General features: G+C 61.3%; 16 protein-coding genes. 2 read left to right on the top strand and 14 right to left on the bottom strand.

Translation table 11 applies throughout. The features are described 5' to 3' along the window. Positions 1 to 25 precede the first annotated feature (25 nt). The 4 genes from CPter91_RS20600 to CPter91_RS20585 all read right to left on the bottom strand — a co-directional run bounded on the left by CPter91_RS20600 (position 26) and on the right by CPter91_RS20585 (position 7,111). Positions 26 to 2,107: a M13 family metallopeptidase gene (locus CPter91_RS20600; protein WP_061943521.1), complete on the bottom strand. Its 2,082-nt coding sequence runs from the start codon at positions 2,105 to 2,107 to the stop codon at positions 26 to 28. Positions 2,108 to 2,202: 95 nt separating this feature from the next. Next, positions 2,203 to 4,893 (bottom strand): M1 family metallopeptidase, encoded by a 2,691-nt coding sequence (locus tag CPter91_RS20595; RefSeq protein ID WP_061943518.1) that lies wholly within the window; start codon positions 4,891 to 4,893, stop codon positions 2,203 to 2,205. 176 nt (positions 4,894 to 5,069) lie between these two features. Then, positions 5,070 to 6,413: an ATP-binding protein gene (locus CPter91_RS20590; RefSeq protein WP_061943515.1), complete on the bottom strand. Its 1,344-nt coding sequence runs from the start codon at positions 6,411 to 6,413 to the stop codon at positions 5,070 to 5,072. Then, positions 6,413 to 7,111 carry a response regulator gene (locus tag CPter91_RS20585; protein ID WP_061943512.1) on the bottom strand — a complete coding sequence of 233 codons (699 nt, stop codon included), beginning with the start codon at positions 7,109 to 7,111 and terminating at the stop codon, positions 6,413 to 6,415. Before CPter91_RS20585 ends, CPter91_RS20590 begins: the two co-directional genes overlap by 1 nt. A gap of 213 nt (positions 7,112 to 7,324) precedes the next feature. Between CPter91_RS20585 and CPter91_RS20580 the strand changes: the two genes are divergently transcribed. Both CPter91_RS20580 and CPter91_RS20575 read left to right on the top strand, forming a co-directional pair. Continuing rightward, the gene (locus CPter91_RS20580) at positions 7,325 to 8,137 is read left to right on the top strand and encodes a MipA/OmpV family protein (protein ID WP_061943509.1); all 813 of its coding nucleotides are present in this window, start codon (positions 7,325 to 7,327) and stop codon (positions 8,135 to 8,137) included. A gap of 24 nt (positions 8,138 to 8,161) precedes the next feature. Further along, positions 8,162 to 9,376, top strand: a complete 1,215-nt coding sequence (locus CPter91_RS20575) for an SDR family oxidoreductase (RefSeq protein WP_061943505.1) — start codon at positions 8,162 to 8,164, stop codon at positions 9,374 to 9,376. A gap of 71 nt (positions 9,377 to 9,447) precedes the next feature. Here the strand turns inward: CPter91_RS20575 and CPter91_RS20570 are convergent, their stop codons facing one another. From CPter91_RS20570 to CPter91_RS20525, 10 genes are all read right to left on the bottom strand, one after another. Then, on the bottom strand, positions 9,448 to 9,693 hold the full coding sequence (locus CPter91_RS20570) for a GlsB/YeaQ/YmgE family stress response membrane protein (RefSeq protein ID WP_061943502.1): 246 nt from the start codon (positions 9,691 to 9,693) through the stop codon (positions 9,448 to 9,450). Between the two features lie 191 nt (positions 9,694 to 9,884). Next, on the bottom strand, positions 9,885 to 10,388 hold the full coding sequence (locus tag CPter91_RS20565) for a DUF3761 domain-containing protein (protein ID WP_061943498.1): 504 nt from the start codon (positions 10,386 to 10,388) through the stop codon (positions 9,885 to 9,887). 281 nt (positions 10,389 to 10,669) lie between these two features. Then, positions 10,670 to 11,710, bottom strand: coding sequence for a TonB-dependent receptor (locus CPter91_RS20560; protein WP_061943495.1), 1,041 nt, complete (start codon positions 11,708 to 11,710; stop codon positions 10,670 to 10,672). A gap of 79 nt (positions 11,711 to 11,789) precedes the next feature. Continuing rightward, positions 11,790 to 12,158, bottom strand: a complete 369-nt coding sequence (locus CPter91_RS20555; protein WP_061943491.1) for a DUF2946 family protein — start codon at positions 12,156 to 12,158, stop codon at positions 11,790 to 11,792. 142 nt (positions 12,159 to 12,300) lie between these two features. Beyond that, positions 12,301 to 13,926, bottom strand: a complete 1,626-nt coding sequence (locus CPter91_RS20550; RefSeq protein ID WP_061943488.1) for an alkaline phosphatase D family protein — start codon at positions 13,924 to 13,926, stop codon at positions 12,301 to 12,303. A 137-nt stretch (positions 13,927 to 14,063) separates the two neighbouring features. Beyond that, positions 14,064 to 14,636: a YceI family protein gene (locus tag CPter91_RS20545; RefSeq protein ID WP_061943485.1), complete on the bottom strand. Its 573-nt coding sequence runs from the start codon at positions 14,634 to 14,636 to the stop codon at positions 14,064 to 14,066. A 35-nt stretch (positions 14,637 to 14,671) separates the two neighbouring features. Further along, on the bottom strand, positions 14,672 to 15,247 hold the full coding sequence (locus CPter91_RS20540; RefSeq protein WP_061943482.1) for a YceI family protein: 576 nt from the start codon (positions 15,245 to 15,247) through the stop codon (positions 14,672 to 14,674). 31 nt (positions 15,248 to 15,278) lie between these two features. Beyond that, entirely contained in the window at positions 15,279 to 15,803 is a 525-nt protein-coding gene (locus tag CPter91_RS20535) for a cytochrome b (RefSeq protein WP_061943480.1), read from the bottom strand. A gap of 228 nt (positions 15,804 to 16,031) precedes the next feature. Continuing rightward, entirely contained in the window at positions 16,032 to 17,078 is a 1,047-nt protein-coding gene (locus CPter91_RS20530) for a hypothetical protein (protein WP_150119767.1), read from the bottom strand. 23 nt (positions 17,079 to 17,101) lie between these two features. Beyond that, positions 17,102 to 18,805, bottom strand: coding sequence for a SulP family inorganic anion transporter (locus tag CPter91_RS20525; protein ID WP_061943474.1), 1,704 nt, complete (start codon positions 18,803 to 18,805; stop codon positions 17,102 to 17,104). Positions 18,806 to 18,838 lie beyond the last annotated feature (33 nt).

Here is an 18,838-nt window from a genome sequence, read left to right as displayed (position 1 = left end):
GCCAGCGGCGAAGACTAGGCAGTGCTTACCACATGATGACGCGTTGCTCAGGCGGCAGATACATCTTGTCGCCCGGCTTGACGTCAAACGCGCTGTAGAAGCCAGGCTGGTTGCCTAGTGTGCCGTTGCCGCGGAAGCGTGGCGGCGAGTGCGGGTCGGTCTTGACGTAGACGATGGCTTGCGCATCGCGCACCTTGCCGCGCCATACCTGACCCCAGCCCAGATACAGGCGCTGGTCACCGGTGAGGCCGTCGATGACCGGCGGCGTCTTGCCGTCCAGCGACAGGTGGTAAGCCTTGTAGGCGATCGCCAGGCCGGAGTTGTCGGCGATGTTCTCGCCCAGGGTCAGTTCACCGTTGACCTTGTAGCCAGGGACCGGGCTGTAGGCATTGTATTGCTCCACCAGGGCCTTGGTCTTGACCGCAAATTTCTCGTGGTCTTCCTTGGTCCACCAGTCGCGCAGGTTGCCGATTTCATCGTACTGGCTGCCCTGGTCGTCGAAACCGTGGCTGATTTCGTGGCCGATGACGGCGCCGATGCCGCCGTAGTTGACCGCGTCATCCGCATTGGCGTTGAAGAATGGCGGTTGCAGGATCGCCGCCGGGAACACGATTTCGTTGAGTTCCGGGTTGTAGTAGGCGTTCACGGTCTGCGGCGTCATGCCCCATTCGGCGCGGTCGACCGGCTTGCCGAGCTTGTCGATATTGCGCTTGAATTCGAATTCGCTGGCACGCATGGTGTTGCCGACCAGGTCGTCACGCTTGATAGTCAGGGCTGAGTAGTCGCGCCATTTGTCCGGATAGCCGATCTTCAGCATCAGGGTCGACAGTTTCTTTTGCGCTTGCTTCTTGGTGTCCGGACCCATCCAGTCGAGGCCGTCGATGCTCTGGTTGTAGGCAGCGATCAGGTTGCGCACCAGTTTTTCCATGCGGGCCTTGTTCTCCGGCGGGAAGAACTGCTCCACATACAGCTGGCCCAGGCCTTCGCCAACGCCGGCTTCGACCACATTGATGCCGCGTTTCCAGCGTGGTTCGTTTTGCGGTACGCCGCGCAGCACGGTGCCCTTGAACGCGAAGTTCTGGTCAACATATTGTTTCGACAGCTGGGAGGCGTAGCCGCTCAGCACATGCCATTTGAAATACGCTTTCCAGACTGGCAGCGGGGTGTCTTGCAGGATCTTGTCGAGGCCCTTGATGTAGGTCGGCTGGCTGATCACCAGGTAGCTGACCTTGTCTTTCAGGCCGGCGCCGGCCAAGTAGCCATCCCACTCGAAGTGCGGCGCCAGCGTGTGTAGCTGATCCAGTTCAACCCGGTTGTAGGCCTTGACCGGATCGCGCAGCTCGACCTTGGTCCATTGGATCTTGGCGAGCGCGGTTTCCAGGGCCACGATGCTGGCGGCGTTTTTCTTGGCAGCCTTGTCGCCGGACATGGTCAGCATGGCTTCGATATGGGCGTGGTACTTGGCCAGCGTGTCTTTCAGCTTGGCGTCGTCGGCTTTCAGGTAGTAGTCGCGGTCAGGCAAGCCGAGGCCGCTCTGGCCGAGGTCGGCGATGACCTTGCTCGAATCCTTGGCGTCCTGATGGATGCCGAGGTCGTAAGGCGCACTGACGCCGATGGCGTTCAAATGGGCGATCAGGCCCGGGATCTGTTTCTTGTCCTTGAGGGCGTCGATTTTGGCGAATTCGCCTTCGAGTGGCTTGATGCCGAGTTTTTCCAGCGCCGGCTCATCCATGTAGCTGGCGTACAGGTCGGCGATCTTTTGCTTGTTGGAGCCTGGCTGCAGGTCTTTTTCCGCGCTGACGGCGTCGACGATGGTGTGCAGCTGGGTCAGCGAGTTCTCGCGCAGTTCATAGAAGGCGCCCCACGACGACTTGTCTGTCGGGATTTCGGTTTTCTTCAGCCAGCTGCCATTGACGTAGCTGTAGAAGTCGTCCTGCGGGCGCACCGCCAGGTCGGCGTTCGCCATGTCGATGCCGCTGGCCAGCTTGGCCGAGCTGGCCACGCTGGCGGCCGCTACGGTACGGGGTGTTTGGGCAAAACTGGCGGTGGAGCTGGTATAGCCTGCAACCAGTGTCAGCACAGCTGCACAGATGAGAGAGCGTTTCACGAGTAAGTAATCCTTATGAGAAGTCATCGGAAAAAACAGCCTGGTAAGGCATTCTAAAAACTATTGCAAATCCTTGTCTATTGCTTGTCCGGTTTTTAATGCAGCAGCGCCGCCGGATCTTGTTTTTCGCGCAAGGCCGTACACAGCAGGGTCTTTTCGCGGGTTTGCGCGAGGCCGCGCTCGGCGCCCGGCAACTGCTTCAGCAGCGGCTGGAAGAAGCTGTTCATGCGGTCGGCCTCGCTTTGCGAACAGCTGTCGCCGGCCACCAGGTCCGGCAAGCGGCCGCCGGAAGTTTCACCGCTGCGCTTGATCAGTTGCTCATGGTTGAGTGTAAACCACTTCCACAGCGCTTCGCGGCCTTCGCCGTCTTCCCGGCTGGCGCGCAGCAAGGTGCTCATCTCGCCGACCTTGACCAGCGGATCCAGCGCCAGGTTACGTGCACGCTGGGCATTGGCCGACGCGGTGGCAGCGCCGAGGCCGCTCAGGATCGCCATGCGCTGGGCCGGTTCGCTGGTGTTGCTGAGTGCCTTGATCAAGACGTCGACGGCCGGCGTTCCCTGTTCCTGGGTAGCGACCGAAAGCGCTGTGCGCAGCAGGTCAGGATTGGCCGCCGCCAGGTCGAGCTTGCCGTCGGCGTTTTTCTCCAGCGCCTTATCGCCTTGCGCCAGCAGCGCCTTGCGCACTTCCGGCAACTTGATGTCGAGCGCCAGGAACTGGGCCAGCGCGGCGCGCAGCAGCGCATCGTCCTGGCTTTCGCCGGCGCGGCGCTGGTAGCCGAGCTGCTGCAGGCGCGGCAGATACATCTTGCGGGCCAGTGCGGTCAGGCGCTCACGCTGGGCATCGCTGCGGACTTCATGTTTTTCCAGCCACTTGAGGGTTGGGATCAGGGCCGTCGCCACTTCGCGCGTGGCGGACTGCGCCAGCTGCGGCGCCGCCGCCAGCACGGCTGCCGCATCCAGGTCGCCACGGCCGAAGCCGGCGTTGATGGCGTCGGCGTAAGCCAGCTGCTCAGTGTCCGGCAGCTGCGTCAGGCTGCCGGTCAGGCGCGCCAGGTCGGCGCGCGCCATATCGAAACGATAATAGCCGGCGGCGTCTGCATTCGGCATGTACCAGCTGCTGGCGGTGGCGCCGGGCAGTACCATCTTGCCCTGCGCCTGATCCAGCAGTTCGCATTGGGTCTTGGCGTCGCCGCCGGCAACGCTGTAGCGTACGCAGACAGGGATGCCCCACAGCCGCTTGGCGTCGCCGGCAGAGCCGAGCGGCAGGTAGCGCTGTTGTTTCAGATGCAGCACGGCCTTGCCGTTTTCCATGCTGAGCGTGGTTTCGACCAGCGGCACGCCGGCCTGGTCGAGGAAGCTCTGCATGGCTTTGCTGAAGCGCTGGTCTTTGCCGGAAGCCTTGGCCAGCGCGCTTACCAGGTCATCTGCGGTGGCATTGGCAAACTGATGTTGTTTGATATAGCTGCGCACGCCCTGGCGGAAGGTGTCCGCGCCGAGGTAGCGTTCAAACATGTTCAGTACGGCCGCACCTTTTTGATAGGTGATGCCGTCGAAGGCGGTTTCGATATCGCCGTTGCCGGTAATCGGCTGGCGGATCTTGCGCACGCTGACCAGGCTGTCGCTTTGCATGGCGTAGTTGGCGCCGTTGATCAGTTCCAGGTCGGCGCGGTATTCCGGATGCAGTTGTTGTGTGATCTTGGCTTGCATCCAGGTGGCGAACGCTTCGTTGAGCCAGATGTCGTCCCACCAAGGCATGGTGACGGTATCGCCGAACCATTGATGCGCCAACTCATGGGCGGTGACGTTGAACGAGCCGCGTACATTGTTGGCTGGCGAATTGGCGTCCAGCAGCATCAGGTAGTCGCGGAAAGTGACCAGGCCGGGATTTTCCATGGCGCCGGCGGCAAAGTCTGGCGCCGCCAGCAGGTCGACTTTATCGAAGGGATAGCCGAAGCCGAAATAGTCTTCCAGCGCGGTGATGATGGCGGGGGTTTGCGCCAGCGCCGGCTTGATGCGCTCGCCTTCGCCATGTGGTGCAATACCACGCAGCGGGGTCGTCTGGGCGCGCCATTGGGTCGCCGGAATTTGCGGACCGTCGACCACATCCCATGGTCCGACGGCAAACGCTACCAGATAGGTCGGCAGCGGCTTGGTGGCAGCGAAGCTGAGCTTGCGCCAGCCCTGCTCCAGTTTCTGTTCCGCGACTTGGCGCGTGTTGGCCACCGCGACCTGGTTTTCCGGGACAGTCAGGCTGAGCGTGAACGGGGTTTTGAAAGAAGGCTCGTCGAAGCCGGGGAAGGCGTAGCGCGCGCTGATCGCTTCCATCTGCGTGATCACATACGGCGCGCCCTGGCTGCTGACCTTGTACACGCCTTCCAGCTGCTGATTGAATGGTGCGCTGTACTCAAGCACCATGCGATAGCGGCCGGCTGGCAGCGTCTGGCCAAACTCCACGGTGGCGACGCCTTCCTTTTGCGCGGCGACCTTGTATTGCGCGGCATGGACCTGGTTTTTGCTGCCGGTCAGCGTGACTTTGATTACGCTCAGATCCTGGCCATGCAGCCACAGGTGATCGGCCGCTTGCTTGAGTTCGATATCGATGGTGGCGCTGCCGGAGTATTCGGACTGGCGCGGATCGACGCGGAAATCGAGTTGATATGCCAGGGGCAGCGCCCAGCGTGGCAGTTTTCCCAGCGGTGCAGTGTCATTCGGGGTCGCCGCTGCGGCGTTGAATGACGAGATGCTGAGGGCGAGAGCGGCTAGTGTGAAACGACGGGTAGTGCACATCACAGGTCAAATCCTCCCAAATTTTGTCTTGGGATTCTAGCGCGCACTACGGTGATTCGCTAGGAAAATAGTATGAACATAAAAAGTAAAAAAATCCGCACCGGCGCGCGCCGGCTGCTTCCCCTTGTTTAGCGCGTGAATACTGGGTTTCGGGCGGTTGCGTGTGCTTATCTCTGTCAGTTTGCCTTATCTGGAATAAGCAAAGGTGATAGATGTGGCGCGCCATGTTCGCCGCGTAAAGGGAAGTGCAGCACGAACATTGCGCCACCCAGTTCCGAACCCGTGACGCGTACGCCGCCGCCAAGCCGTTCGGCGATTTTCTTGACGATCGCCAAGCCCAGCCCGTAGCCGCCGGTGGCGCGGTCGCGACTGCGGTCGAGACGGTAGAACGGTTCGAAAATCCGTTCGCGGTCGTTGTCAGGAATGCCGACGCCGTCGTCTTCCACGATCAGTTTCCAGGAAGCGGCGCTGGCTTCGGCGCGGACCCGGATGGTGCTGTGGGTATAGCGCAGGGCATTTTGCAGCAGGTTGGAAAAAGCGCGTCCCAGGCTGTGCGGTTCGATCACGACTTCTTGCACGGCGGGCGCAATCTGCCAGACGATGGTGCAGCGGCGCAGGCTGAGTTCTTCGGCGGAGACGCCGGCGGCGGCGCGCAGGAAGTCCTCCAGCCAGATTCTTTCCCGGCTTTCCGGCCGCGTGGCCTGTTCCAGCATGCTCAGCGTCAGCAGTTCACCGACCAGGATATCCAGTTCTTCGACATCCTTGCGCATGGCCTTGATGCGCTGATGCGTCTTGCTGTCGTCGGTGGTGTCCATCAGGTTGACCAGGGCGAACTCCAGGCGCGCCAGCGGCGTGCGCAGCTCGTGCGAGGCGGCGTTGACCATGTCTCTTTGCGCCGTGATCAGCGCGCCGATGCGGTCGGCCATGTTGTTGAAGTAAGCGCACAGCTGCTTGATGGAAGAGTTTTCGGACAGCTTGGCGCGCGCGTCCAGTGCACCGTCGCCGAAGCGGGCGGCGGCAATGCGTAGTTTTTCTAGGTCGCGCCAGTGCGGTGTCAGCCACAACAGCATGGCTCCCAGCATGACGCTGAAAATGATCGCATAGGCAACCACTTCAATCCAGCCGGAAGAAATGCGCGGATGGACTGTCAGGATGCTGCCGTCATCCAGCGTCATATAGACCTCAGGATGGTTAACGTCGCCGCCGGGATTCCATGCCAAGCCGTGCTGCGCCAACTCGCTGCGGGCCGTCGCCGACAGCGCCTGCACCTGCTCTTTGGACATGCGGCTGTAACGTTGCTGGCTGATACGATTCATGTCGTTCAGCCTGGCTTGCTGGGCGTCGTCCTGGATCGGACCCAGGTAGCGGCGCAGCAGCATCGCCTCGCCGGCATATTCGCGATGCATCTGGGCCGTGAATTGCGTTGTGAACAGATAGGGGAAGCCTCTTTGCACGAAGATTATTGACAGGATCGACAGGATGGCGACGATCAGGTACAGGCGTATCAGGATTCTTAGCATTATTCGTCCCAGGCGATGGGGCTGAACAGATAGCCGCGTCCCCACACGGTCTTGATCTTGCGCGGTTCGTTGGCGTCGTCGTCGAAGCATTTGCGCAAGCGTGAAATGCTGACGTCGACGGTGCGGTCGAGGCCGTCGAAGCCGATGCCGCGCCAGCGCTTGAGCAGCTCGTCGCGGCTCAGGACCTTGCCGGCAGCTTGCACCAGGATCACGAACAGATTGTAGTCGGCGGTTTTCAGATCGACTTCTTCGCCCTTCCAGCACACCTGGCGCGCCGACAGGTCGATTTCCAGTTCGCCGAACTGCAGCAGGGTGCCGCGCGCCGGCTGGTCGCGCAAGTCCATCCAGCGCAGGATCACGCGCAGGCGCGCCAGCAGCAGGCGCGGCTCGACTGGCTTGAGCATATAGTCGTCAGCGCCGATCTCGAGGCCGGCCACCTGGTCGAAAATGTCGGCGCGGGCGGTCAGCATCAGCACCGGCAGCGCCGAGGTCTTGCGGATGGCGCGGCAAATATCCATGCCGTCCATGCCGGGCAGCATCAGGTCCAGCACGACTACATCCGGCTGTTCGCGGGCAATGGCGTCCAGCGCCAGGTCGCCGCGCAACACCAGGGCGACTTCAAAATCGTAACGGCACAGGTATTCCGATATCAATTCGGCAAGCCGCGCATCGTCTTCGATCAATAAAACCTTCTTCATGCCATTTTTTCCTTTTTTTCATCATAGCGCCTGCTTTTGGCTGCAACTGACCCGATTACAAACAAACACATAAATGCTACGGATCCGTACATATTTCCCACTAATGCCTCACAGACATACGGCCGCGGCGTGCCGAGAATGTGGCCTGTCAATGCACTGCGGATTTGCATCACGATTTTGCGCTATCGGCATTACTTAACCTCCGGAGAAACAATGAAACACCAGTTCAAGTCAATTCTCGTCGTCGCCCTGTATGGCGCCCTGGCCTCGCGTACGGCGCTGGCGCAGCAGGCGCCGGCGCCGTCCAAGTCGTGGCTGCAGGACAGCCAGGTCACGATCGGGCTGGGCGCAGGCGCCATGGCGCGCTATGCCGGCAGCGACGAATACCACGTGGTGCCGGTACCGGTGCTGAAAATCGTGACGCCATCGGGCTTCTTTGTCGACACCTTAGAGGGTGCCGGCTACCGCTACGATATCAACGACATGTTTTTCGCCAAGGCGGCCATCGGCTATGGCGCCGGCCGCAAGGACTCCAACGATGGCCTGCAGCCCGGTTCGGCAAAACTGAGAGGCATGGGCGAGATCAAGGGCTCGGTGCTGGCCAACATTGAGGCCGGCATCAAGCTGGGGCGCATCGGTACGCTCTCGCTGGCCATTTCGGAGCCGCTCAGCAACCGCGAACGCGGCCTCAGCTACCGGGCCCAGATCAGCAGCACCGTGCTGACACTGGCCAAGGACAATGTCAGCGTCAGCGCTGCCGCCATGTTCGGCGACGCCAAGTACAACCAGACTTTCTTTGGCGTCAATGCCGTCCAGAGCCGCAATTCGGGCTATGCCCAGTACACGGCCGAATCCGGTCTGAATGCGGTGAATGCCTCGCTGGTATGGACCCACATTTTCAACCGCACCTGGTCGGTATCCACCATGCTGGGCGCCACGCATTATATGCAAAAAGCCGCCGACAGCCCGCTGGTGCTGGACAAGACCAACTACAGCGGATTCACGACCGTCAACTATTCATTTTGACCGAACCGAGACTGGTGCGCCGACATGGTATTTAATCTGTTTCCAAGATCGAAATGGCTGCGCGACAAACTGCAAGCCGAGCAGCAGCGCTTGCCGGCAGCGCCGCCGCGGATTTTCCTTACCGGCGTCACCGGTTTCGTCGGCGGTGCGATTGCCGCCGAACTCGCCGGCGGCGACAGCTTCAAGGACATGCTATTTCTGGTTCGTGCACCATCCCCGGCCGAAGGGGCACGCCGGGTGCTTGCATCGATCGCTCGCTTCACCCCGGCCGACATGCCGCTGCACATCGCGGAAAGCCAGGTCATCCTGGCTGACCTGAGGGATGCGCAGGCGTTTAGCGATGCGCGGCTGGAGCAGGTCAGCCATGTGATTCATTGCGCGGCCGTGACTTCGTTTGGCGAGCGGTCGGACATTTGGGAAATCAATGTCGACGCCACCATGCGCCTGGCCGAGCGATGTTCCCGGCTGCCGGGCTTGCAGCGCTTCGTGTATGTCGGCATGGCCATGGCGTGCGGCGTGGCGCGCGGTCCGGTGGTCACCGAAAGCTTGCGCTTGCCAGTCGAGCGCGCGCATCTGGTGCCGTATACCGCCTCCAAGGCGCAAGCCGAAAATCAATTGCGTGAGCTGTTCCCGGAGCTGCCGCTGGTGACGGTGCGGCCGTCGATCATCGTCGGCCATTCGTCGCTTGGCTGCAGGCCATCGGCCAGCATCTTCTGGATTTTGAAAGTGGTGGCGCAGCTGAATCGCTTCGTTTGCCCGCCAAGCGCCTATCTGGATATCGTGCCGGTCGATTATTGCGCGCGTACGATTGTCGCCCTGACCTTGAAGGCAACGCTCAGATTTTCCACGTATCACATCTCCGCCGGGCGCAGCGGCAGCGTCATGGTGGAGCAGTTGCTGCAGGCTTTCCACGGCATGAATGTGGCGGCGCGAGGGCAGCCTTACGAGCGCGTGTCGGAAGCAGCGCTGCGGCAGATGGCGCTGGCGTTTGGCCTGCGCCACGCGGTGCAAGGCAGTGCCACCTTGAGCGGCCGTAACGAACCGATCAACACGCGCATGCTGCACAAGGCGCTGATGCTGTACGGACGTTTCTCCAAGCTCAATTATGTATTTGATGAACGGCGGACTCTGGGCGAAGGGCTGGCGCCGGCGCCTTGCTTCCTCGAATATATCGGCCGCTGTGAACGTAGCGCCGCGGGCATGTCGCTGAAGGCGCAGATGGCGTATGACTTCAAATAGACAGGAACATCTTGTGCGGGAACAAAAAAACCCGCCGAGGCGGGTTTTTTATGCAACTTGCTTGCTGAAACTCAGGCGCGCTTGATCAGCCGCAGAATGAACAGCAGGATCACTGCGCCCACGGTGGCGGTCACGATAGAGGCGATCCAGCCGCCGCCCACCTGAATGCCAAGTACTCCTGCCAGCCAGCCGCCGATGAAGGCGCCGACGATACCGACGATGATATCAACCAGCACGCCGAAGCCGCCGCCCTTGACCAAAACACCTGCCAGCCATCCTGCAATCGCGCCAACTATCAACCAAGCGATGATGCCCATGAGATTTCCTTTCAAAGTTGACCATGTTTAGACTACCCGGCAAGAGTAGCGTAAACATCATCAAATAAAGTCGTCCAATTGTAAAAGATAGATAAACCGGAAAATTGCTTTAGCGGCTGCGGCATTGCCAGGAAAACGGCCGCACATGCAAACAGGGCCAGGCAATCTGCCTGGCCCTGTCGCCTCAGCTGTTAGCTGCAAGCCTTGCCGTGGTCGGCGTGGTTGCCTGCCGCCTTGGCGGCGGCTTCTGTCATGTAAGAGCCAGCCTTGGTTTTGCCATAGTATTTGCTGCCTGCGCAGTGGTATACCTTGCTCGAGGTATTGACCCAGACGTCGCCTGGATTAGCGCCGGCTGCAGGAGCGGTTGCTGCAGCTGCCGGTTTTGCCGGCGCCATTGCTGCGGGCGCAGCGGCGGCTGGCTTGGCCATAGCGGCAGGCGCCGCGGCCGGGGCGGCTGCTGGAGCAGCGGCAGGTGCGGCTGCGGCGGCTGCCGGTGCTGCGGCGGCAGCGGAGTACCATTCTTTTACGCCTTTATGGCCGGCGCAAGCGCCTTTCTTGGTGGCGTTGGAAGAGTAACTGCCGTCCTTGCACAGGCCGGTGCTGCCGGCTGGCGCTGCTGCCGGTGCTTGCGCGAAACTGGCGGCGGAAGTCAGTAAGGCTGCTGCAACTGCTGCTGAAATAAACAATGCTTTCATTTTCTTCTCCATGGAGTAAATAGTGCTCATGTGTGTTGCTGATCTCGACACCTTAGGTGTCAATCTGTCTACTTGCAGCACGACCGTGCAACTTGTTGTGCGCCGCACCTGGCAATATGACCGAGGTAGGTAATCAACGCGGTCATCTTGGATATGGCTGACATAAACTTCGATACAAATGAAAACAATTGTGAGATTTTTACGTTCGCAGGCGTTTTGATTATTAAAAAATCATGAATCAGCAGGGGCGCGGCCGGCAGCGTACTGCCGGCCGCATGACGCTAGAACGCGTAGCGGGCGCCAATAGTGGCCGTATAGCGCGGCGCCAGCTGCACGCCGTTGACCTTTTGATAAACCGGCAACTGTACGAAGCCGTAGAGCGAGACCTGTTGCGAGATCGGCACGTTGATGCCGGGGCTCAGGTAGACCAGGGTGCCGCCGGTACTGATGGTGTCGGCATTGGCGCCGACGTCGTGCAGCACGCGCCGTACGTTGAGCTGGATCTGCGGCGTGAAGCTGCTGTTGCCGACGTAGCGCAGGCCCAGGTTCAGGTTGGCGCCGTCGCCCGGACGGTACTGGTCGCTGGAATTGAGTGCCTTCTGCACGATGCCCTGGGCGAAGTAATCCAGGTTCTGGCTCAGCGTATCCATATAGTAGATGCCGAGGATGGCATCGGTGGTGCCGCTGCCCGGTTGCAGGCCGCGATCGATGGCGACCTGTCCCGGCGCCGTCGGATCGCTCGACAGCGCGGTATCGGTATGGCTGCCGGTGGGCAGCTTCACGCCGAACAGGATGCCGAAATTATGCTCAGGCGTGAAGCCCTGGTAGCGGCCGATCAGCTTGATGTCGCCGATGCTGGAGGTGCGGGAATCATACTGGCCGCCGCCGTCGCCGGGGGTGACGCCGTCCGATGCGGTGCCCAGGGTGCTATGGCTGCGCATGATGTAGGGCAGCTGCAGATTGATGCCCCAGTCTGGATTGAAGCTGTAGTCCAGGCCTAGCGTCAGGTAGTTGTTGCGGGTGTATCTTTCCACTTCCTGCGGATCGCCGTTGTGGGAGATCTGGCTGGCGGCGGCGGGCGAGATCTTGCCGCTGCCGCTGCGCAGCTGGTTCTGGTCCAGGTAATCGTAGCGCAGATCCATTTTCAGTCCGGATGAACTGCTGATGCCGAGGTTGTCCCAGTCGGAACTGAGGGTGCAGCCGCAGCCGGCGCAGGCCAACGCGGTTTGCGGGAAAAGGAGGCTCAAAGACAGGGTGCTCAAAGACAGCACCGCCAGCGGCAGCAAGCCAGAGCGGGCGCGGCGAGAGAATGGCGTAGCCATGGTGAAAGTCTTTCTGATTCAGGTGGTCAGGCGTAAAGGCGCACTTTCGCGTAGCGAAAGCGGGCTGCGGTGAACAAGATCAGGAAAGAGCGGGCGGCCCGCGCGACTGCGGATGCAGGCGGACGATGCTGGCATGCAGCGTGGATACTGCCTGGGGAAGATCGATGCCCTCGCTGGCCGGTAGCTGCCACTGGCTGACGCCGGGCGGCAGGCCGAGATCGGCAGCGTGCAGGAAGCACAGCAGGCAATGGCCCTGGTGGTCCTGGTCGGGGGCGTCGTGATTGCCGGAAGCCGGCGCCTGCAGATGGCCGGCGACGCTGCACAGTTCGCCCAGCCCGAGCGGCTGGCCATGGGCGGCCGGCAGCAGCTGCACCACGCTTGGCAGCAAGGCTGCAAACATGGCCAGGCAGATGGCAAGCTGGCGCAATGGACGGGGCAGGCGGAACATGGATAAAGGCGTCGCGGTTGGCCGGCGCCGGGATGGCGCTGGCAGCCGTATGTTAGCGCGTCGCCCGCGGCGCAGCAATAGACGCCGCGGTATAGCCGTTACATGGCCACCATTGCCTGTCGACAGGAATGTTGGCTTATTCCTAAGCCTCGGGGTGGAGGTCGACCTTGAACAAATCCTTGCCATCGACGTCGTGCAGGGAGACTGTCATGACCTTGCTCCTGGCGTCGATCTTGCCGACGCCGAAAAATTGCAGCAGCTCGCTGGGCGGGCGGTTCTGCTTCATGTCGCTGGGGATGCTGACGTAGCGCACATCGGGTCCGAAGGTACGGTCGATTTCACCCGGACCGAAAGTGCCGGCGTGCAGCGGCCCGCCGACAAATTCCCAGAACGGCTTGAAGTCGGTGAATTGCGCCTTGTCCGGCGCATAGTAAGTGGCGGAGGCGTAATGCACGTCGGCCGTGACCCACACTACGTTCTTGATATCGTGCTGCTTGATGAATTTGAGCAGGCTGGCTACTTCCAGCTCGCGTCCGCGCGGCTTGCCGTTATCGCCGTTGGCCCAGGCTTCGAAGGTACCCTGCGGCACATCCGGGTTGAGATCCGGCACCACGATCGAGATCGGCATGTCGCTGGCAATGACTTTCCAGGTTGAACGTGAGCGCAGCAAGGCTTGCTTGATCCAGCGCAGCTGGGCGGCGCCGAGAAAGGCGGCGTCCTGCGTCAGCGCGCTCTGGCGGTTCTGCGAGTTGGGGCCGCGATAGCTGCGCTCATCGAGCATGAAGATTTCCAGCAGCGGGCCGTAGTTGAACATGCGGTAAACCCGTTCCGGATCGCTGGGATCGATGCGGAACGGATTGTATTCAAACATGGCGCGCTTGGCGTTGGCCGCCAGGGTCGACAGATCGCGCTGCTGGTAGCGTTTTTCAGCGGCGCCGATGGTCTGGCCCGGATACCAGTTGTTGCGCACTTCGTGATCGTCCCATTGCACCAGGAACGGCACTTCGGCGGCAAAGCGGCGCTTGTTCAGGTCTAGCAGGTTGTAGGCGAAGTTGCCGCGATAGTCGTCCAGCGTTTCCGCCACCTTGGACTTGGCTGGCGTCACCAGGTTTTGCCAGAGCGTGCCGTCGTCCAGCCTGACTTCCTTTTCGAGGACGCCGTCGGCGTAGATCTGGTCGCCGGAATGGATAAAGAAATCCGGTTTCAAGCGGCGCATGGTTTCGTAGATGCGGTAGCCGCCCCAGGCTTCGTTGATGCCCCAGCCCTGGCCGGCTTCATCGCCGGAAAAAGCGAAAGTGATGTCGCGCTCTCCACCGCCGGGGATCAGCAGGCTGCCGCTTTGCGGCGCGCTGTAAATGGCCGGATTCTGAATATCCTGGAAGCGCACCCGATAAAAAATGGTTTGCCCGCTGGGCAGGCCGCCGAGATCGACCCGTGCCGAGAAATCGCTGCTGGAGAGTGCGATCGGACCGTTGATCGTTTGAGCGTTGTGGAAATTTTCGTTGCTGGCATATTCCACCACCATGCGCGAGGGGCGGTCGGCGCGGCTCCAGATGATCGCCTTGTCGCGGCTGATGTCGCCGCTCATCACGCCGCTAGTCATTTGCGGCCGCAAGCGCTCAGACGTGACCAGGGCTGGCGCCGCGTTTTGTCCAGCGCTCTGCGCGATCACGCTGTGCAGCGGCGCGCCGCTCAGCAGAACACCGGCGCCGGCGCCGACCTTGCGTAGGAAAGTACGGCGTTTATAGGCGGTGGCGTCGTTCGGCATGGCGTGCTCGGCGGGAGGGGGCGGAGCGTTGATTTTATCGTGCTTGTGTTACAGGCAGATGAACTGAAGTGGACATTCGTGCGGCAAAAAAAAGCCGGCCAGCGCAATGCTGTCCGGCTTCGCTGTCAGTGCTGGAATCAGTTGGCCTTGACTGCTTCGACCTGGATCGCCAGCTTCACTTCCGGTGCGAATTTCGGCACGCCGTAGCTGATGCCGAAGTCGCTGCGGTTGAATTCCGCGGTGGCGTCGGCGCCGCACACTTCGCGCTTCAGCATCGGGTGCATGATGCACTTGAAGGAATTGATGGTCAGCTTGACTGGCTTGGTGACGCCGTGCAGGGTCAGCTCGCCGTCGACTGCCACCGGCTTGTCGCCGTCGAACTGGATCGACGTGCTCTTGTAGGTGACGTCAGGAAATTTCTTGACGTCGAACATGTCCGGGCCGGAGGCATGCTCGTTCATCTTGGCGTGACCGAAATCGATAGTGCTGGGATCGATATGGATATCGATGGCGCCGGTCTTGGCAGCGCGGTCCAGGGTGACCGAACCAGTGGTCTTTTCAAATTTGCCGCGCCAGAATGAAATGCCCATGTGGTCGGCGGTGAAGCTCGGATAGGTATGGTTAGGGTCAATGGTGTAAGTTTCGGCAGCGGCAAATGCGCTGGCGGCGCTGGCGGCCAGCAGGGAAGCGATGATGAGCTTGAGTTTCATTGAGGGTGATCCTTTCAGTGGAATGATGTTTCTGATTAATTCGCTACAAGATGAAACTTGATGGTGATTTCGTCCGCCACCATGCTGGTGTCTTTCCATTCGCCTTCACCGATATTGTAGGTGAGCCGCTTGATCGGCAAGACGCCGTCGAAAACCTGGGCGCCGCCGTCTTTCTTGACGCTCAGGGGGAAGCTGACATCGGTGGTCTTGCCCTTGATGGTCAGCTTGCCGCTGACATCGTATTTGCTGCCTGCCGGCGCGCCGGCGCTGGCCTTGATCGCACTGGCGACAAAACTGGCCTTGGCGAATTGCGCCGCATTGAACCATTCTTTCTTCAGCACTTCCTTGTTGTATTCAGGATCGCCGAGGTCGAAGCTGGCGATGTCGATGTCGACGCTGGCTTTGGCCGCAGCTGGCTGCGCAGCATCGAAATCGATGGCGGGGCTGAATTTCTTGAACTTGGCTTCCACCGGCACATTCATCTGCTTGAAGACGATGGTGACGCTGCTTTTCGCCAGGTCGGCTTTCAGCGGCGCCGCCATGGATGAGCTGCTGGCGCCGAGGGCCAGCAGGCCGGCGGCAGTCGCGAGGGTGAATTTGTGCAAGGTCATGAAGCTTCCTTTGGATTAAATGAATGAAGGACTAAGGCAGCATGCGTTTCAGCACGCCGTCGCGGTCGATGAAGTGGTGCTTGAGCGCTGCCAGAACGTGCAGCGAGACGGCGCCCAGCATGATTATGTTGAGTGTGTAGTGGACCAGTTTCAGGACCGGCTTGAGATCCGGGTTGGCGGCGATCAGCACCGGCATCGGCCAGATTCCCAGGTAAGTCACCGGCACGCCAGCCGCCAGGCTGTAGAAATAGCCGGACAGCGGTACCGCGAAAATCAGCACATACAAGAGCACGTGCAAGCCGTGCGCGGCCATTTGCTGCCAGGGCTGCATGCTGGCCGGATAGGGCGGCGCGCCCTTGGCCTTGCGCCATAGCAAACGCAGGCAGGCCAGGCCGAATACCGTCACGCCTAGCCATTTATGCCATGAAAAATATTTCAGCTTGGTGGGCGTCAGACCGGGAATGTCGACCATGGTCAGGCCGAGCGTAAAGGCGGCAACAATGAGGATAGCGACCAGCCAGTGCAGCACGATGGCCGGGAGTGAGTAACGTTGCATAAAGTATCGGGATGTAAATGTACTAAGCGTGTAATAGCGAAAACAGGATTCAGAACCGCCAGTTGCCGGCCGCATCCGGCTACGACCAGCAAAACAGCAACGAGTTTCCGTCAGCGCGCGCATTTGACAGGTTTTTCATCCATGCTTCAATGCATCGGCGCATCCAGCGAGTCGCTATAGTAGCGGAAATTCCTGAACCATGTTTTCCGGCGCAAGCCCGCGCCATTGTTACGGCTTGCGCTGATAACTGCCTTCGATGGCAGGAGCGCCGTTCATGTCGTCGCCGGGGCTGTACAGCGAAATCACCACTTTCCCCGGCGTTGCCGAAGGGGTAACGCGCAGCTGTCCGACCGCGATCTTGTTGATGACGCAGGCGCTGCCCCGATCGATTTCCAGCCGTACCTGCTGCGGGCTGCTTTCCAGTACATGTGTCCTGGCCTGGTTGCAGGTGAGGGCGTTGATGCCGTGGGCGGAGATGGCTATTGCGTCGCCGGTATAGATTTCGGCATAGGGCGACGGCGTCGCGCTGGTCGGCAGCCAGGCGCCGGTTGCCCAGCGCGGTACCTGGGGCAGGGCTGGCACCAGCGGTAGTGGTGGCGCCGGAGATTCAACCGCCACGACTGCAGGCGCCATGGCTGCTTCCTGCGGCAGCGAGGATGGCGCCGGTTCTGCCACAGGCGCCGCGCCGAGATCAGGTGGTACCGCCGGCAGCGGCAGCATCGGTGGCATGGCTGCCGTGGCTTCAGGTGCCGAGTCGGTGACTGTCGGCGGTACTACCTGCTGCGGCTGTGCCTCGACTGGCGGTGCGGCGAACAAAGGTTCCGGATTGCTGACTGGCGCCGGCATCGTTGCTGCTACAGCAGATGGCATGGCGGGCGGTATGGCGGACGGGTTTGCGGCCGAGTTGGCGGCCGAATTGGCGTCATTACTGACACCAAGCAGGTTTGGCAAAAGCGCGATGGCGAGCTGTCTCGACATGGCAATCTGCAACTGCGGCGCGTCGATCGCATTCTTGACGTGCGTGGTGCTGACCGGCTTGCCGTCGATCAGCAGGGTCAGGTCCTGCTCCAGCGCCGCGGTTGTGGCCGCCAGCATGCGCTGCTGGGCGTCCTGGCTGAGGGTGACGTCCAGGACGATCTGATCCGGATTGGCGTTATAGGTATCCCTGATGTTCAGGCTGATTTCGGTGAAATCGCTGCGAGAAGCAAAGGCGATTTCGGCGGCGTCGGCGCTTGCGGCAACGGCCGCAAATGCCGCGCATAGCGCGGCTGTCATTATTTTCCAGCGTGCATGCATGATTATTCTCCCTGGATGATATCGGTGGCTTGCTTGGTATCCTGCTGCGGCGTCAAGGCCACGTGCACTGCTTCGGCCACGCTCAGCGCGCTCAGGCAGGCAGCCGGAAAGGCTGGCGTCACGGCGTTCTTCATAATGTCGTAGACCGGATCTTTCAGGCGCGCCAGCAGCAGCTGCAAGCCGCTGGCCTCGACGAAGGTGAAGAAATCGTGCAAGCCTTCCAGGCTGGTGCTGTCGAGGTCCGGCGATTCTTCCAGGCTGAGGATGACGGTGTGCAGATCCTTGGCGGCAGCGATGGAACGGCGCGCCTGGCTCAGGATGCGTTCGGCGTTGGCAAAGAACAGCGGCTCGTTGGGACGCAAGATGATGATGCCGGCCACCGGCTGCGCAGCCGGATGGGTGCGCATGTTGACGAAGTCATGGCTGTCGCCGAGCTGGCCGAGGATGGAAATGGTGGATTGCGAAAACTGCCGCAGCATCATGAAGATGCTGATCACGATCGAGACTAGCAAGCCGTCCAGCACGCCGAGCAACAGCACTGCGATGACCGAGGCAACCACCACCAGGCGATCGCGGCGCCACTGGAAGTACGGGCGGAACGCCATCGGATTGAGCGTGTGGCTGACGGCATGGATCACGATTGCCGCCAGCACCGGCTCCGGCGTCAGGGCGATCCCCGGCAGCAAGGTCAGCACGATGGCCAGCATCACCAGCGCCGCCACCCAGCCGGACAGGCGCGAAGTAGCGCCGGCCGCTTCGTTGGCGGAAGTAGCGGAATAACCGGCGCCGACCGGCATGCCGTGGAACAGGCCGGACAACAGGTTGGAAGCGCCCAGCGCCAGCAGATCGCGGTTGGGCGCCGTGGTGTCGCCGTGCTTGATGGCGAAGCTGCGTATCGAGCCATACGACTCGGCATACAAGATCATGCCCATGGCAAAGCCCAGCTCGCCCAGGCGCAACCAGTCGGCGCGCGACAACATGGGCAGCGTCGGCAGCGCCAGCTGCAGATGGATGCTGCCGACCAGGCCGACGCCGTATTGCTGCAGATTGAGCCACTGGCCGGCGGCGACGCCGATGACGATCACCAGCAGCGCGCCCGGCACCCGCCGCAGCCGTGCGAACAGGAACAGCAAGGCCAGCGCCGCCGCCATGACGGCGACGCTGATCCAGTTCCAGCGGCCGGCCTGGGCCAGCATTTCGGGGATGAAGCGGGTCATGTCGCTATGCACGGGATGGATATCGACCACGCTGGCGATCTGCTTGACGATGATGACGATGGCCAGGCCGAAGGCAAAGCCGCGCAAGACCGGCTTGGCGATGAAATCGGTGACGCTGCCCATGCGCGCCAGCCCCGCCAGCAGGAAGAACAGGCCGGTGATCATCACCAGGCCGATCGCCAGCGTCATGCGCAGGCCGATGTCGCCATTCGCCATGGAGGCGGTGGCTGCCGCCAGCACCGCCGCGGAGGACGAAGTCGCTGAGACGATCGCAAAGCGGCTGCTGCCGAACAGACCATAGCACAGGAGGCCGGCGAACAGCGCGATGACGCCGGTCTGCGGCGGCAGGTTGGCGATGCTGGAATAAGCCACGGCTTCGGGCAGCAGCAGTCCGGCGATCGAAAGGCCGGCCACCAGGTCGGCGCTGATCACGCGCTTAGGCGCGGGCGTCGGATTCAGGTCGGCGTGTTGTGATGGTGCAGCGCTCATGCGCCTCCCTGAAGGTGGATGTGTATTTTTTGA

The organism is Collimonas pratensis (assembly GCF_001584185.1).
Lineage (GTDB): Bacteria > Pseudomonadota > Gammaproteobacteria > Burkholderiales > Burkholderiaceae_D > Collimonas > Collimonas pratensis.
Note: the sequence above shows the minus strand (reverse complement) of the source record. Positions and strands in the feature narration are given on the sequence as shown.

Excerpts from the sequence above, each read along its gene's own strand:
- CPter91_RS20535 (WP_061943480.1), bottom strand. The coding sequence starts at position 15,803 with ATGCAACGTTACTCACTCCCGGCCATCGTGCTGCACTGGCTGGTCGCT.
- CPter91_RS20595 (WP_061943518.1), bottom strand. The coding sequence starts at position 4,893 with ATGTGCACTACCCGTCGTTTCACACTAGCCGCTCTCGCCCTCAGCATC.
- CPter91_RS20565 (WP_061943498.1), bottom strand. The coding sequence starts at position 10,388 with ATGAAAGCATTGTTTATTTCAGCAGCAGTTGCAGCAGCCTTACTGACT.
- CPter91_RS20540 (WP_061943482.1), bottom strand. The coding sequence starts at position 15,247 with ATGACCTTGCACAAATTCACCCTCGCGACTGCCGCCGGCCTGCTGGCC.
- CPter91_RS20555 (WP_061943491.1), bottom strand. The coding sequence starts at position 12,158 with ATGTTCCGCCTGCCCCGTCCATTGCGCCAGCTTGCCATCTGCCTGGCC.
- CPter91_RS20530 (WP_150119767.1), bottom strand. The coding sequence starts at position 17,078 with ATGACAGCCGCGCTATGCGCGGCATTTGCGGCCGTTGCCGCAAGCGCC.
- CPter91_RS20560 (WP_061943495.1), bottom strand. The coding sequence starts at position 11,710 with ATGGCTACGCCATTCTCTCGCCGCGCCCGCTCTGGCTTGCTGCCGCTG.
- CPter91_RS20590 (WP_061943515.1), bottom strand. The coding sequence starts at position 6,413 with ATGCTAAGAATCCTGATACGCCTGTACCTGATCGTCGCCATCCTGTCG.
- CPter91_RS20575 (WP_061943505.1), top strand. The coding sequence starts at position 8,162 with ATGGTATTTAATCTGTTTCCAAGATCGAAATGGCTGCGCGACAAACTG.
- CPter91_RS20525 (WP_061943474.1), bottom strand. The coding sequence starts at position 18,805 with ATGAGCGCTGCACCATCACAACACGCCGACCTGAATCCGACGCCCGCG.
- CPter91_RS20550 (WP_061943488.1), bottom strand. The coding sequence starts at position 13,926 with ATGCCGAACGACGCCACCGCCTATAAACGCCGTACTTTCCTACGCAAG.
- CPter91_RS20545 (WP_061943485.1), bottom strand. The coding sequence starts at position 14,636 with ATGAAACTCAAGCTCATCATCGCTTCCCTGCTGGCCGCCAGCGCCGCC.
- CPter91_RS20570 (WP_061943502.1), bottom strand. The coding sequence starts at position 9,693 with ATGGGCATCATCGCTTGGTTGATAGTTGGCGCGATTGCAGGATGGCTG.
- CPter91_RS20580 (WP_061943509.1), top strand. The coding sequence starts at position 7,325 with ATGAAACACCAGTTCAAGTCAATTCTCGTCGTCGCCCTGTATGGCGCC.
- CPter91_RS20585 (WP_061943512.1), bottom strand. The coding sequence starts at position 7,111 with ATGAAGAAGGTTTTATTGATCGAAGACGATGCGCGGCTTGCCGAATTG.